The sequence below is a fragment of the Streptomyces sp. NPDC041191 genome, from assembly GCF_055591945.1.
This window is the reverse complement of record NZ_JBVIZC010000016.1, coordinates 93,591-108,698: the sequence shown is the minus strand read 5'-3', so window position 1 is coordinate 108,698 and position 15,108 is coordinate 93,591. Positions and strand designations below refer to the sequence as shown.

Genomic DNA, 15,108 nt, shown 5'->3' with positions numbered 1-15,108 from the left:
TCGGCCTCTCCCAAATGCAAGTCTCCCGACTCCTCACCCGCATCCTCAAAGACCTCAAAACCGCCCTCCTCACCGACACCCCCACGGACCACTGAGCCCTCCCCGCCGGCGGAACCGCCGGTCACGGCCCGCGCGCCGGTCGCGGACGCCGGCACCGGGCGCCCCCGCGGAGCACGGCGGAACGGTCCTTCGGGCGGAGACCCCGTTCCATGATCCCCATCGGGTGAACAGCGGGCGCGCGCCTCGCCCGGCGGCCGGTGGAGAGGCGACCATGGAGCGACTTCTTCCACCCCCCGAGGAAAGGCCGCTCCCGTGCGCCGTGCCCTGATCGTCGTCGATGTGCAGAAGGACTTGTGCGAGGGCGGCGTCCTCCCCGTGAGGGGCGGGGCCGACCGGGCCGCCGCCATCGCCGAGCTGATCCGGAGCACGGACGGCCGGTACGCGCACGTCGTCGCCACGCGGGACCACCACGTCGACCCGGGCGACCACTTCTCGGACGAGCCGGACTTCGAGGACTCCTTCCCCGTCCACTGCGTCGCCGGTACCGAGGGGGCCGAGTTCCACCCGGACTTCGCACCCGTCGTCGCCTCCGGCGCCGTGGAGGAGGTCTTCTTCAAGGGCGCCCACTCCGCCTCCAAGAGCGGTTTCGAGGGAGCCACCGAGAGCGGGACGCCGCTGGACGAGTGGCTGCGCGCCCGCGCGGTCGACGGCATCGACGTCGTCGGGATCGGCACGGACCACTGCGTGAAGGCCACCGCGCTCGGCGGGATCCGGGCGGGCTTCGACGTGCGCGTCCTCCTCGACCACACGGTCGGGGTCACGGAGGCCACCACCGACCGCGCGCTCGACGAGCTGCGGGCGGCGGGCGTGGAGCTCAGCGGCAAGCCGGTGGTGCTCGTCTGACCTGCCGGAAACGAGGCGGTGGGCCCCGACGGGTGTCGGGGCCCACCGCTTCGCCGTCCCGGGGCGCCGTTCCGGGACTCCGTCCGTACGGCTACGGGACCCAGTGGTTGCCCGAGGCCGTGATCATGACCTGCAGCTGGATGCTCGCCGAGAAGTAGCTGCTGGTGTCGACGGGCGTGTTCAGCATCTTGTTCCACAGGGCGTCCAGCCACGCCTGGCTGCCCGGGTCGGTCATCGCCGCCACGGCGAACGGGGCGAAGAAGGCGGCCTCGCTGCCGGAGGAGATCTGGGTGCCGTTGAGCTTGTAGCCGATGCCGATTCTGTTCGGGTCGCCGCCGGTCTTCGTCTTGATCCAGCCGTTGAGCTTCCGCGCCGCCGCGAGGGACGTGGCGTCTCCGCTGGTCACCGCGTCGTCCGCGATGCGCCACGGCGTACGGCAGGCGTTCCACCAGTAGAAGCCGTCGTTGTCGTGCTCCAGCACCTTGCCCGGGGCGGGCTTGGGCGTGGTGTCGGTGTTGACGACGAAGTCGGGCAGGAGTCCGGTGCCGGAGGCGTACGTGGACTGGAGGCGGGTGATCTGGTTCTGGTGCGCGGTGCGCACGGCGTCCCAGGTGGTGTCGCCCGTGGCCGCGCGGAAGGCGCGGAAGTGGTCGACCATCCAGTCCGAGGTGCGGGAGACGTAGTAGTACTGGTCGCCGGCGCTGCTCCAGTCGCCCAGCTTCAGGAGCCTGGTCGTCGGGTTGAGCTCGTCCTTCTTGATCGCGGCGATGTGCTTGAGCGCGAGGGCCTTGTAGTTGTACGTGCCGGTGCTCCCCCACTGCTTGTCGGCGAGGAGCAGGCCGTAGGCCACGTCCATGTCCCCGTCGGTGGCGCCGTCGCCGCCGGAGACGCTCACGCAGTCCGCGTTCTGTTCGGCCGCGAGCAGGTCCGGGTTGACGGAGGAGGGGTGGTCGATCTTCCACTTGACGAGTCCGTCGAAGATCTTCTTCGCGTCCGGGTCGGCGCCCGCCATGGTGGCGGCCACGACCATGCCGTACCCCTGGGCCTCGGCGACGTACGGGTGGTCGGCGTCGGGCGAGTAGACCTGGTACCAGCCGTTGCCGCAGTTCTGCCGGACGAAGGCGGCCTTCCACCTGTTGTAGTAGTCGACGACCTTCTGGTCGAGCACGGCCTGCGCGCCGGAGGGCTTCAGCGTCCCGGCGGCGTACGGCTTGAGGTGGCTGCCGAAGGGGACGGCCGTTCCGCCGCCGCCCCCGGAGGACGGCGCGCCGAACACCTCGAACTCCCAGAGGGAGTAGCCGTACGGGGTGCCCCGCCCGGTCCCGTACATCCGGACGTACCGGCCGCTGCCGGAGACCGTCAGGTCGTCGACCGCCCCGTCGCCGGTGGTGGTGGAGTAGACGTCGTTCCAGGTGGTCCCGTCGGCCGAGGTCTGGATGCGGTACGCCTTGCCGTACGCGGCCTCCCAGTTCAGCTTCACGCGGGAGATCGTGTGAGGGGCCCCGAGGTCGACGCGGATCCACTGCGGGTCGATCCCTTCGAGGCTCGCCCAGCGGGTGCTCGTGTCGCCGTCCACCGCGAGCCCGGCGCCGAAGGCCGAGGTCTCGACGGACGAGGCCGTCACCGGCTTTCCGGTGGACACCGGGCCGTCGGCGGCCCGCGCCTCCGGCAGGACCGTCAGGGGCAACGCCAGCAGGCCCGCGAGTCCGAGAAGCGAGACGCTTCGTCGACGCATGCCAACTCCCTTTCTCTTCAGGGATGTTGGTTAGGAATATTTCCTAACCATCGGCGGAGGGTAGAGAGGGCCGGGCTTCCGCGCAAGACCCCGCGCGCGAGGGGACGGGGAGCGGCCGGCGGTCGGGAGAGGGCGATCGCGGGCGGCCCGGCCGGGAAACGGATGTGCGACTGTCGTACCCGCGTGATAGTCACTACCCCCACGGGACGGACGATCACCGCCGCCCCGTTCGCACACGGCAAGGGGTGGGGACATGGCGTTGCTCCGTACGTGGGGGCTCGCGCTGGGGAAGAGGACGGGGCGGCCCGTCGCGCGGCTGGAGGAGGACGAGGATCCCGAAGCGGCCCGCGTCCGCGAAGCGGCCGCGGCGGCGGACTGGGCCACCGTGCGGGAGGTGCTCGAAGCGCGTCCCGAGAGCGAGGGCCGGACGGACCTCCTGTGGGCGGTCTGCGACACCGCCGGCGTGGAGGAGTGGATCACCGGGGTGATCGAAGCGGAACCGGAGGCGGCGCTGCCCCGGCTCGTGGCGGGCCTCCGCCACGTCAGCCGGGGCTGGGAGGCCCGGACCGCGGCACGCGCCAAAGACGTCTCGCGGGAGCGGTTCGAGACCTTCCACGCGCGACTGCGCACGGCCGAACGCCATCTGTACGAGGCGGCGGAGCGCGAACCGGGATGGGCCTCGCCCTGGTACTGCCTCCAGGTGAGCGGGCGCGGCCTGGAGGTCGGACCGGAGGTCGCACGGCGCCGGTTCGAGGCGACGGTGCGGCGTTCCCCGCACCACCTGGGGGCGCACCAGCAGCAGTTGCAGCAGGTCTGCGAGAAGTGGGGCGGATCGCACGAGGAGATGCACGCCTTCGCGCGCGCGTCGGCGTTCGGCGCGCCCGCCGGGACGCTCCTCGGCCAGCTCGTCGCGGTCGCGCACCTGGAGGAGTGGCTCTCCCTCGACCCGGGACCGGACGCCGCCCACATCCGCCGGCCCGACGTGGTGGCGTCCCTGCACGAGGCCGCGGACCACTCCTACCGGCACCCGGACTCCGTCCGCCGGAGCGGCCGGCTCCAGGTGCTCAACAGCTTCGCCATGGCCTTCTCGCTCGCCGGGGACCGCGAGGCCGCGCGGGAGTGCTTCCGCGCCACCGAGGGACGGGTCACCGAGTTCCCCTGGTCCTACCTGGACGGTTCCGACCCCGTCGCGGCCTACCGGGAGCGGCGTTCGTCGGCCGGCCGCTGAACCGGCGGGTCGGCCGGCGCGACCGCCGCCCCTCCTCCGCACCCTTGCCTCCGCACCCTTCCCTACTCCGCCCCTCTCCTCCCCCTTCCTCCCGCCCGTCGGCACGGGCGCGTTCACCGAAAGACTTCCCCAGGTGTCTCCTTCCGAGTCAGCGCACACCTTCCAGGTCGACCTGCGCGGTCTGGTCGACCTGCTCTCCCACCACCTCTACTCCAGTCCCCGCGTCTACCTGCGGGAGCTGCTCCAGAACGCCGTGGACGCCATCACCGCCCGGCAGGCTCTCGACCCCGCCGCACCCGGCACCATCACCGTGCGCACGGGCGACACGCTCACCGTCACGGACACCGGCGTCGGCCTGACCGAGGCGGACGTCCACCGGTTCCTCGCCACCATCGGACGCAGCTCCAAGCGGACCCCCGACGGCGCCCTGGACGGCGCCGGACTCGACGCCGCCCGCGGGGAGTTCATCGGCCAGTTCGGCATCGGTCTGCTCGCCTGCTTCGTCGTGGCCGACGAGATCACGGTGGTCAGCCGGTCCGCCGCGGACCCGTCGGCGCCCGCCGTGGAGTGGCGCGGCCACTCCGACGGCCGCTACACCATCCGGAACCTGCCCGCGTCGGAGGCGCCCGCGCCGGGCACGACCGTCCGGCTCGTGCCGCGTGCCGACAACGCCGAGTGGACGAGCCCGGGAGAGGTCGTCCGGCTGGCCCGGCACTACGGCGGGCTCCTGCGGCACGAGGTCACCGTCGTCGACTCCCGGGGCGAGGCGCACCGGATCGACGAGGCACCGCCGTGGGAGCGGAGCCACCGCTCCCCGCTGGCGCGCCGCGAGGCCCTCACCGCGTACTGCCGCGACCTCTTCGACTTCACCCCGCTCGACAGCATCGAGCTGGACCTTCCGGCGGCCGGCCTGCGCGGGGTCGCGTACGTGCTGCCGACGGCGGTGAGCCCGGCACAGCGCGCGGGGCACCGGGTCCACCTCAAGGGCATGCTCCTCACCGACAAGGCGCCCGAACTCCTCCCGGAATGGGCGTTCTTCGTGCGCTGCGTGGTCGACACGACCAGCCTGCGGCCCACCGCGTCCCGGGAGTCGCTGTACGAGGACGGCACGCTGTCCGCCGTACGGGACGCCCTGGGCGACCGGATCCGCGACTGGCTCACCGGGCTCGCCGCCAGCGACCCGGCGCTGCTCCACCGCTTCATCGACACCCACCACCTGGCGGTCAAGGCGCTCGCCCGGTACGACGACGAGCTGCTGCGCGTCGTGCTGCCGTGGCTGCCGTTCGAGACCACCGACGGCAACGTGACCCTGGAGGAGTTCGCGCGGGCGCACCCGGCGGTCCTGGTCACCCGGAGCGTCGAGGAGTTCCGCCAGGTCGCCCCCATCGCCTCGGCCGCCGGCCTGGGCGTGGTCAACGGCGGTTACACCTACGACCGCGACCTGGTGCACCGGCTGCCCGAGGTCCGTCCGGGCACGTCCGTCACGGACCTCGACCCGGCCACGGTCACCGCGCACCTGGACGCCGTGGAACCGGCCGCCGAACTGCGGGCGGCCGCCTTCCTCGCGGTCGCCCGGGAGACGATCGGCGCGCACGACTGCGACGTCGTCCTGCGCGACTTCCAGCCGGTCACCGCGCCCGCCCTCCTCCTCGACAACCGGGAGGCGCGCCACGAGCGGACGCGGGCCGGCCTGGCGGCCGACGGCGACGGCCTGTGGGCCGACATCCTCGGCTCGCTGCGCCAGGAGACCCCGCGCGCCCAGCTCGTCCTGAACCACCTCAACCCGCTGGTCCGCCAGGCGATCACGATCGGTGAGCGCGGCCTCGCCGTGACCACCGCCGAAGCGCTCTACGGCCAGGCGCTGCTGCTCAGCCGCCGCCCCCTGCGGGCGAGCGAGAGCGCGCTGCTCAACCGGGCCTTCATCGGCCTGCTGACCCATGCCATGCACCGTCCGGACGCGGCGGCGCCCGGCTCCGAGCCCCGGAAGGAACGGTAGATGCTGGACACGCCCGAGGCCGTCGTCGAGGCGCTGCGCGAGAACCACGAGCGTCCCCACGGGACGCACCGGACCGTCACCGCCGAGGAGCTGGTCGAGGCCGCCGGGGTCTTCGAGGAGCCCGACACCCTCGTCACGGCCCTCCTGGAGCTGATGACGGCGTACGAGTTCACCGGCGAGCAGCGCAAGTCCCCCGTGGTCTTCGCCCGGCTGCTCCAGCTGTGGGACACCGCGCCGGACGCCTTCAGCCCGTGGGAGGCCCACCAGGTCTTCTGGCGCTTCAAGTGGGTGACGACGTCCCTGCTCCAGGTGCCGGAGGTGCCGCTGGACACCGTGCACGGCTGGATCGACCGGATGCGGGACCGGTACGAGGAGGCCGGGCACGGCATGCAGCCGGTGGCGGCCATGCGGTACCAGGTCGCCGCCCACACCGGGACGGGCGTCCCCGACGCCTACGACCTGTGGGCCACCCGGCCCCGTACCGACCTGAGCGACTGCGAGGCGTGCGAGATCCGGCACCACGCCTCGTACCGCGTGGCGGCGGGGGACGACGCGGCGGCCCTCGATGTCTGGGGGCCGGTCCTCGACGGCTCGCGGTCCTGCAGCGAGGAACCGCAGATGAGCCAGGCGCGTGCCCTGCTGCCGCTGCTGCGCCTGGGCCGTACGGACGAGGCCCGCTCCCACCACCTCACCGGCTACCGGCGGGTCCGGGGCAACACCGGCATGCAGCACGAGGTCGGCCTGCACCTGGAGTTCTGCGCCCTCTCGCGCAACGAGGGCCGGGGCCTCGAAGTCCTCGCGGAGAACCGTCCGCTGTTCGGGGCGACCGGGGCGCCCCTGGACCGGCTGGGCTTCCTCACCGGCGTGGAGGTGCTGCTCGCCCGGCTCGTGGAGGACGGACACGAGGAGACCCCCGTCGCCGGTCCGCCCGGCCGGAACTGGACGGCGGGCGGCCTGCTCGCGCACGTCCGCGCCGAGGCGGACCGGCTCGCCGCCGCCTTCGACGCGCGCAACGGCACCACGGCCGTCGGGGACCGCCGCCGGCGGCGTCTCGGGCGGCGGCCGCTGCTCGACGAGCCGCTGCCGCTCGGACTGCGGACGGCCGCCGCCACCCGCACCCCCGCGGGCGCGGTCCCGGCGGTCGCCGTTCCCGGGGTGCCGGAGGACTTCGCCGCCCTGGTGCGCGAGGCGCGGAGCATGGCGCGCCGGGGGCACCCCGGGGCCGACAGGCTCTGGTCCCGCGTCTCCGGGAGGATCGCCGACGGCTCCGCCGCGCACGACGAACGGCTCGGCCCCGAGGACCTGCTGCGGGCCGAACTGGCGGTGTGGCGCGCGCAGACGCACGCGCGGGAGGGCCGGGACGCGGAGGGCGTCACGGAGCTGGAGGAGGCCGCCGCGCTCTACGAGCGGCTCGGGATGCCGTGGCACTCCCTCGCCGCCCGGGCCCAGGCGTGGGCGAACGCCGCCGGAGCCGCCGGCGGGGACACGGCGGAGGAGGGGGGCGGCGCGGCGGCCGAGACCGCCCGGGTCCGTCTCGACGAGGCGCTGCGCGAGGCGGAGCGCCTCGGGAAGGAGGCTCCCCCGGCCGGCGGGGAGGGCGGGGCCGGTGACGAGGCGGCGGCGGAGCGCGTCCTGAAGTACCTCACCGTGCTGTACGCCCACACCTTCGCCGCGTACCAGGAGGTGATGCGGCGGATGCCGGAGGTCCCCGCGGCCGTCCTGGAGCGGTTCGAGGAGTCCGCGCGGACGATGCGGGCCGAGGCGGAGCGCCTGTCCGTCCCCCACCAGGTGGCCAACGCGCGCCAGTTCGTCGCGGACGTGGCCGGGCGGCGGGGCGACACGGCCCTCGCCGAATCGGAGCTGCGCGCGGCCCTGGCGGACGTCGACGCCTCGGAGCGGCCCTGGCGCGGCGCGCGCCCGCGTGCCCTGCTCGCCCAGTTCGCGCTGGCCCGGCAGGAGCCCGCGGAGGCGGTGGAGCTGCTGCACCGGGCGATCGCGGACGCGGTCCGGTACGACGACGCGGACTTCCCGCTGGCTCCGACGTACGCCCTGCTCGGCCACGCGGCCTCGCACCTCGGGGACTTCACGGGCGCCGTGCGCCACCTCTCCGAGGCGGCCGCCCGGTTCGACCAGGACGGGGAGCCCGGGGAGGCCACGGACGTACGGCTCCGGCTCGCGGACGTGCTGACGCGCGCGGGGCGGCAGGCGGACGCCGTCGCCGTCCTGGAGTCGGTCCTCTCCCACGGGGCGGCCTCCTCCCTCGACGAGCGGATGGCGGCCCAGGTGCGGCTGTCCCTGGCGCGGGGTCTGCGGGACCTCGACGAGCACCTGCCCGCCGCCGAGGAGTTCCTGCGGCTCGCGGACACGGTCGCCGGGTGGGAGGAGGACGGTCCGATCCGCACCCTGGTGGCGGCGGAGACGGCGACCACGCTGGCGCTTGCCGACCGCTGGGACGCGGCGGACACCGCGTACGCGCGTGCGTTCGCCGCGCACGCCGAGGCGCCGAACCCGCCCCTGGTCGCGCTGATGGCGCGCGAGTTCGCCCGCCTCACGGTGGCGGCGCGGGGCCGGGAGGGGGTGGAGGCGGCCCTCGGCCACCTGGAGCGGGCCGACGCGGTCCTGGCCGGACTCGTGGAGGAGGCCGAGGACTTCGCCGTCTGGTACGAGCGCGGCGAGGTGCGCTACCGGCGGGCCCGCGTCCTGGTGGAGGCGGAGCGCTTCGAGGAGGCCCTGGCCGAGGCCGAGGCGGCGGTCGCCGCCCACGAGGAGGGCGGGGAGGAGGGCGAGCTGCCCAGGGCCGAGGCGGTCCGGTTCGCCGCCCTGGTCGAGGGGAACGGCCTCGGCCGGCCCGGCGACGCCGTCGTCCGGCTGACGGCGGCGGCGGCGCGCTGCCGGAAGGCGGGCCACCCCGAGGCGGCGCGCGTCCTGGACGCCCTGCGGCAGGAGTACCTGGCGCGGCCCCGGGACTGAGGCCCCGGCGGGCGGCCGGTTCCGGCCGCCCGCCCACGGGCCGCGACCGCGCGGGCGGCCCGGACTCCGTACGATTCCCTCCGTTGTCACTCGTACGTCCGAAGGAGATCCCCATGGCCCAGGTCACGCTGAAGGGCAGCCCGGTGCGGGTGGACGGCGCGCTGCCGTCCCCCGGCAGCCGGGCACCCGGTTTCACGCTCGTCGGCGCAGGGCTGACCGACACGTCGCTCGGGGACTTCGCCGGGAAGCGCAAGGTCCTCAACATCTTCCCGAGCGTCGACACCCCGACGTGCGCCTCCTCGGTCCGCGCGTTCAACAAGAGGGCGGGGGAGCTGGAGAACACGGTGGTGCTCTGCGTCTCCGCCGACCTGCCCTTCGCCCAGGCGCGCTTCTGCGGCGCCGAGGGCCTGGAGAACGTCACGACCCTCTCGACGCTGCGCGGCCGCGCGTTCCACGCCGACTACGGCGTGGACATCGCGGACGGCCCGCTGGCGGGTCTGACCGCCCGCGCGGTCGTCGTCCTGGACGAGGACGACACGGTCCTGTACGCGCGGCTCGTGGACGAGATCGCGGACGAGCCCTCCTACGACGAGGCGCTGGCCGTCCTGGGCTGACCGCCGCCGTCCCCGGAGGGGTCCGCCGCCTTCGCGGGCGACGGGCCCCTCCCGTCGTGCGCGCCCGCTCCCGCGCAGTCCGGGCACAGGCCCCGGTAGGTCACGTCGGCCTTCTCCACGGCGAAGCCGAACCGTTCCCCGGCCGGCAGCGCGGCCAGCGGGTCCCCCGTCGGGTGGACGTCCCGGATGGTCCCGCAGCCCGAGCAGACCAGGTGCTGGTGCGTCCGGTGCGCGTTCGGGTCGTAGCGCTTGGCCCGTCCGTCCGTGGGGAGTTCCACGACCTCCCCCAGGGCGACGAGTTCGCCGAGGGTGTTGTAGACCGTCGCCCGCGCGATCTCCGGCAGCCGTTCGGCCGCCCGCGCGTGCACCTCGTCCGCCGTGAGGTGCACGTGGTCGCCGGCCAGGACCTCCGCGACCACCCGCCGCTGGGACGTCATCCGCCAGCCCCGGGATCGCAGCCGTTCCAGCAGGTCGCTCATGTCGGTTCACCTCTTCGGCTTCGGCGCGGGGCCGCCGGTGCCCGGCAGGCCCTCCCCAAACAATGACGTGACATCGATCTTGACTTGGACAAGGTCCATCGTAGGATCGCTTCCGTTGATGGCCAAGGGACAGGAAGACGTCAGCGCGGCGGGGACCGGGGGCGGGACGGCTCTCCGGACCCGGCCCGACCGCTCCGCCGATCCCCCTTCCTGAGCACTGTTGTCCGCCAGGTCCGGAAGGATTCCGATGTCTGAGAACCGCGTGTCCGAGAACGAGGCCCCCGAGAACCACGACGCCATCGTCGTGGACGCGAAGCTGGACGAAGCCGGAGGCGGCTGCCCGGTCGCGCACGGCCGCGCCGCCCACCCGACCCAGGGCGGCGGCAACAACCAGTGGTGGCCGAACCGGCTGAACCTGAAGATCCTGGCCAAGAACCCCGCCGTGGCCAACCCGCTGGGCGAGGACTTCGACTACGCCGAGGCGTTCGGGAGCCTCGACCTCCCGGCCGTCAAGCGGGACATAGCCGAGGTGCTCACGACCTCGCAGGACTGGTGGCCCGCCGACTTCGGCCACTACGGCCCCCTCATGGTCCGGATGGCCTGGCACAGCGCGGGAACGTACCGCATCACCGACGGCCGCGGCGGCGCCGGCGCCGGCCAGCAGCGCTTCGCCCCCCTCAACAGCTGGCCCGACAACGTCAATCTGGACAAGGCCCGCCGGCTGCTGTGGCCGGTCAAGAAGAAGTACGGCCGGAACCTCTCCTGGGCCGACCTCCTGATCCTCGCCGGCAACGTCGCCCTGGAGTCGATGGGCCTCAGGACGTTCGGCTTCGCCGGCGGCCGCGAGGACGTGTGGGAGCCCGACGAGGACGTGTACTGGGGCCCCGAGACCGCCTGGCTCGACGACGAGCGCTACACCGGCGACCGCGAGCTGGAGGAACCGCTCGGCGCGGTGCAGATGGGCCTCATCTACGTCAACCCCGAAGGCCCGAACGGCAATCCGGACCCGGTCGCGGCGGCCCGCGACATCCGGGAGACCTTCCGCCGGATGGCGATGAACGACGAGGAGACGGTCGCGCTCGTCGCGGGCGGGCACACCTTCGGCAAGGCCCACGGCGCCGGTCCCTCGGAGAGCGTCGGCGACGACCCCGAGGCCGCGCCGATCGAGGCCATGGGCTTCGGCTGGGCGAACTCCCACGGCACCGGCAAGGGCGGCGACACCATCACCAGCGGCCTGGAGGTGACCTGGACGAACACGCCGACCACCTGGGACAACAGCTTCTTCGACATCCTCTTCGGTTACGAGTGGGAGCTGTTCAGGAGCCCCGCCGGCGCCCACCAGTGGCGGCCGAAGGACGGCGCGGGCGCGGGCACGGTCCCGGACGCCCACGACCCGTCGAAGACCCACGCCCCGACCATGCTGACCACCGACCTGTCGCTGCGCTTCGACCCGGCGTACGAGCGGATCTCCCGGCGCTTCCACGAGAACCCCGAGGAGTTCGCGGACGCCTTCGCGCGGGCCTGGTTCAAACTGACGCACCGCGACATGGGCCCGGTCTCCCGCTACCTGGGTCCCGAGGTGCCGTCCGAGGTGCTGCTCTGGCAGGACCCGCTGCCCGAGGTGGACCACGAGCTCGTGGACGCCGAGGACGTCGCCGCCCTCAAGAGGAGCGTCCTCGCCACGGACCTGACGGTCTCCCAGCTGGTTTCCACCGCCTGGGCGTCGGCCTCCTCCTTCCGGGGCAGCGACAAGCGCGGCGGGGCCAACGGCGCGCGCGTCCGCCTCCAGCCGCAGATCGGCTGGGAGGTCAACGACCCCGAGCGGCTGTCGGCGGTACTGCGCGTCCTGGAGGGCGTCCGCGACTCGTTCAACGGCTCCCGGACCGACGGCCGGCGGATCTCGCTGGCCGACCTGATCGTGCTGGCCGGGGCCGCGGGCGTCGAGCAGGCCGCCAGGAACGCCGGCGTCGAGGTCGAGGTCCCCTTCCGGCCCGGCCGCGTGGACGCCTCGCAGGAGCAGACCGACGTGGAGTCCTTCGCCGCCCTGGAGCCGAAGGCGGACGGCTTCCGCAACCACCTCGGCAAGGGCAACCGCCTCCCGGCCGAGTTCCTGCTGGTCGACCGGGCCAACCTGCTGAACCTGAGCGCCCCCGAGATGACGGTCCTCGTCGGTGGTCTGCGCGTCCTGGACGCGAACCACCAGCAGTCGCGGCACGGCGTCCTGACCACGACCCCGGGCTCCCTGACGAACGACTTCTTCGTCAACCTGCTCGACATGGGCACGGTCTGGAAGCCGGTGGCCGGGGACCCGAACCTCTTCGAGGCCCACGACACCGCGACCGGCACGGTCCGGTGGACGGGCACCCGCGCCGACCTCGTCTTCGGCTCCAACAGCGAACTGCGCGCGGTGGCCGAGGTCTACGCGAGCGACGACGCGAAGGAGAAGTTCGTGCGGGACTTCGTCTCCGCGTGGGACAAGGTGATGAACCTGGACCGGTTCGACCTCGCCTGATCCCCTTCCGGGCCGGACGGCTCCCCCGCCGTCCGGCCCGGGGCCCGGGACCGGGAGGGAAGCCCGTCCGGTCCCGGGCCCCGGAGGCTCAGGGCCTCATCTCGTACGCGCCCGACAGCGCCTCGACGCGCCGCCAGACGCGCTCCGAGCGCGCCTCGTCCGCGACGGGGCGCCGGACGGCGCCGATCGCCCAGAGCTGCTGCGGCTCGGTCGCGGAGTCCTTGCCGTGCAGCTCGACCGCGTGCGCGGAGAAGTCGCGGACGAGGACGGCGAACAGCTCGTCGAGCACGTCCTCGTCGAGACCGGTCAGGGCGGCCCGCTCCAGGACCAGCTGCCCGTGGACGACCAGCGCGAAGAGCCGGCCGACGGCGAGGAGGAGGTCGAGGTCACGGCTCTGCTCCTCGTCGGGAGCGGCCTCGAGGACGAACGCGCAGAGCGCGTCGGCCTGTTCGCGGAACCGGGCGACGTTGGCCAGGTGGGCGTACACATCGTAGGCGGGGCGCCAGTCGTGGAAGCGGACCGAGCCGAGTCCCCGGGCGGGCCCCTGCCGGAAGAGGAACGCGTCGTCGGCCGCGTCCAGGCGGGTCGGGACGGGCTCGTACGCGACCGGGTCGAGGAGGTGGTTGCGCATGAACTTGAGGATCAGCGCCAGGTTGACGTGGACGGTGCCCTCCAGCTTCGGCAGGCCCCGGATCTCCACGGCCGCCTCGGCGAAGTAGGTGTCCTTCTCGAAGCCCTTGGCGGCGATGACGTCCCACATCAGGTCGATGACCTTCTCGCCCTCCGTGGTCACCTTCATCTTCGTCATGGGGTTGAAGAGGAGGTAGCGGCGGTCGTCGGGGCCGGCCGTGCGGAAGTAGTCGACGGCCCGGTCGCTGAACAGCTTCATGCCGACGAGCCGGACGTACGCGTCGGTCAGCTCGCGCCGCACGTGCGGGAAGGCGGTGACGGGCCGGCCGTACAGGACGCGGTTCCGCGCGTGGGTGACGGCCTCGTACATCGCGTGCTCGCAGATGCCGATGGAGGCGGTGCACAGGTTGAACTTGCCGACGTTGACCGTGTTGAGGGCGGCGTCGAAGGCGGCGCGGCCGGTGTGCAGGACGTCCTCGGCGGTGACCGGGTAGTCCTCCAGGCGGAACTCGCTGACGTACTTCGAGGAGTCGACGACGTTCTTGACCAGGTGGTACGCGTCGTGGCGGCTGTCGGCGGCGAAGAAGACGTAGCCGTCGGGGCCCTCGACGTCGGTGCGGCGGCCGAAGACGGAGACGAGCCCGGCGGCGTTGCCGTTGCCGATGTAGTACTTGGAACCGGTGGCGCGGAAGCCGCCCTCGCCGTCGGGCGTGAGCAGCATGTCCGTGGAGTAGATGTCGGCGCCGTGGGTCTTCTCCGAGAGGCCGAAGGCGAACACCTCGCCCCGCGAGAGGAGTTCGGCGGCGCGGGCGCGGGCGGCGGCGTTGTCGCTCTGCCACACCGGGCCCAGGCCGAGGACGGTGACCTGCCAGGCGTACCAGTAGTCGAGCCCGTAGAAGCCGAGGATCTCGTTGAGGGCGGCGATGCGGGCGGTGTCCCAGCGCTTGTCGCCCTCGCCCTCGCCCGCGGCGGAGGACGGGGTGAGGAAGGTGGCGAAGAGGCCCTCCTCCGCGGCGAAGGCGAGGAAGTCGCCGAGCCAGGCCCGGGTGCGGTAGTCCTCGATGACGCGGCGCTTGCCGCGCGCCTCGAACCAGTCGACGGTGGCGCGCAGGAGCCGGCGGGTCTCCGGGTCGAAGTGCGCGGGGTCGTAGGTGTGCGGGTTGAACAGCAGCGGGTCGGCCATGAGGTCCGCCTTTCCGGCTCGGGGTGGGGGTGGGGTGGGGTGCCGCGGTGCGGGGCGGGGCGTCAGCGCCCGGCCTCGAAGCGGGCGAGCGTGACGAGGACGTCGTCCAGCCAGGCGATCATCATCCGCTCGTACGCGATGCCGCCGCGCAGCACGGCGTGCTGGAGCTCCCGCTCGGCGTCGGGCGGACCGTGGTCGCCGGACGCCGGGAAGTCGCGCGCCTCGCCCGCGAGGTAGTGCTCCAGGCGGTCGGTGTGCGCCCGCCGGTGCCGTTCGACCTCGCCGATGAGCGCGGCCGGGTCGTCGAAGGCGGCGCCCCGGATCTTCACCGCGAGGTCGTGCCGCACGCTCTCGGGTTCGATCGGCGCGTGCAGCCACGCGGAGAGCGCGTCCCGTCCGGGCGCGGCGACGGAGTACTCCTTCTTGTCCGGGCGCCCCTGCTGCGGCACGTCCCGGACATCGATCCAGCCGTCGCTCTCCATGCGCTTGAGCACGCGGTAGATCTGCTGGTGGGTGGCGGTCCAGAAGTATCCGATGGACCGTTCGAAGCGCCTGGCCAGCTCGTAGCCGGACCCGGGCTTCTCGAGCAGGGACACGAGGATCGCGTGGTCGAGCGCCATGCGCCCGATCTTGCTATGCAACGAGTTGCATAGCAAGATCGGGCGGGTGTGATGAGACGCGGCTCACCTCGCCGGCCGCCGCCCGGAGGGGCGCGGGGCGGCCGGGCATGTGCGGCGGGCAGGTTTGGGGAGCTTCAGGACGGGCATCGTCCGGATTTCGGCAGTGGGGGTCTCACACGCGGAAGCACGGGCGGCGCGCCATGCCGCTCCGGCACGCCGTCCGGAAGCGTGTCCGTCC

General features: G+C 73.4%; 9 protein-coding genes and 1 pseudogene. 6 read left to right on the top strand and 4 right to left on the bottom strand.

Going from position 1 to position 15,108, the window contains the following annotated elements:
- The first annotated feature begins 312 nt into the window (after positions 1 to 312).
- Positions 313 to 903, top strand: coding sequence for an isochorismatase family protein (locus ACZ6AQ_RS27275; RefSeq protein ID WP_388699996.1), 591 nt, complete (start codon positions 313 to 315; stop codon positions 901 to 903).
- 91 nt (positions 904 to 994) lie between these two features.
- On the opposite strand, the gene ACZ6AQ_RS27270 is transcribed toward ACZ6AQ_RS27275, so the two are convergent.
- On the bottom strand, positions 995 to 2,638 hold the full coding sequence (locus ACZ6AQ_RS27270) for a glycosyl hydrolase family 8 (protein ID WP_468763241.1): 1,644 nt from the start codon (positions 2,636 to 2,638) through the stop codon (positions 995 to 997).
- A 253-nt stretch (positions 2,639 to 2,891) separates the two neighbouring features.
- On the opposite strand from ACZ6AQ_RS27270, the gene ACZ6AQ_RS27265 reads away from it, so the two are divergent.
- From ACZ6AQ_RS27265 to tpx, 4 genes are all read left to right on the top strand, one after another.
- Complete coding sequence (locus ACZ6AQ_RS27265) at positions 2,892 to 3,866, top strand: hypothetical protein (protein ID WP_468763239.1); 975 nt, start codon at positions 2,892 to 2,894, stop codon at positions 3,864 to 3,866.
- Between the two features lie 133 nt (positions 3,867 to 3,999).
- The gene (locus tag ACZ6AQ_RS27260) at positions 4,000 to 5,862 is read left to right on the top strand and encodes an HSP90 family protein (RefSeq protein WP_468763237.1); all 1,863 of its coding nucleotides are present in this window, start codon (positions 4,000 to 4,002) and stop codon (positions 5,860 to 5,862) included.
- Complete coding sequence (locus ACZ6AQ_RS27255) at positions 5,863 to 8,832, top strand: hypothetical protein (protein ID WP_468763235.1); 2,970 nt, start codon at positions 5,863 to 5,865, stop codon at positions 8,830 to 8,832.
- Between the two features lie 113 nt (positions 8,833 to 8,945).
- On the top strand, positions 8,946 to 9,446 hold the full coding sequence (gene tpx / locus ACZ6AQ_RS27250; RefSeq protein ID WP_468763233.1) for a thiol peroxidase: 501 nt from the start codon (positions 8,946 to 8,948) through the stop codon (positions 9,444 to 9,446).
- Between the two features lie 71 nt (positions 9,447 to 9,517).
- Here tpx and ACZ6AQ_RS27245 read toward each other — a convergent pair.
- Positions 9,518 to 9,925: pseudogene (locus ACZ6AQ_RS27245) on the bottom strand (Fur family transcriptional regulator); the annotation flags it as partial.
- Between the two features lie 247 nt (positions 9,926 to 10,172).
- On the opposite strand from ACZ6AQ_RS27245, the gene katG reads away from it, so the two are divergent.
- On the top strand, positions 10,173 to 12,437 hold the full coding sequence (gene katG / locus ACZ6AQ_RS27240) for a catalase/peroxidase HPI (RefSeq protein WP_468763231.1): 2,265 nt from the start codon (positions 10,173 to 10,175) through the stop codon (positions 12,435 to 12,437).
- 88 nt (positions 12,438 to 12,525) lie between these two features.
- On the opposite strand, the gene ACZ6AQ_RS27235 is transcribed toward katG, so the two are convergent.
- Both ACZ6AQ_RS27235 and ACZ6AQ_RS27230 read right to left on the bottom strand, forming a co-directional pair.
- Entirely contained in the window at positions 12,526 to 14,250 is a 1,725-nt protein-coding gene (locus ACZ6AQ_RS27235) for an acyl-CoA dehydrogenase family protein (protein ID WP_468763229.1), read from the bottom strand.
- Between the two features lie 62 nt (positions 14,251 to 14,312).
- Positions 14,313 to 14,870 carry a PadR family transcriptional regulator gene (locus tag ACZ6AQ_RS27230; protein ID WP_468763227.1) on the bottom strand — a complete coding sequence of 186 codons (558 nt, stop codon included), beginning with the start codon at positions 14,868 to 14,870 and terminating at the stop codon, positions 14,313 to 14,315.
- Positions 14,871 to 15,108 lie beyond the last annotated feature (238 nt).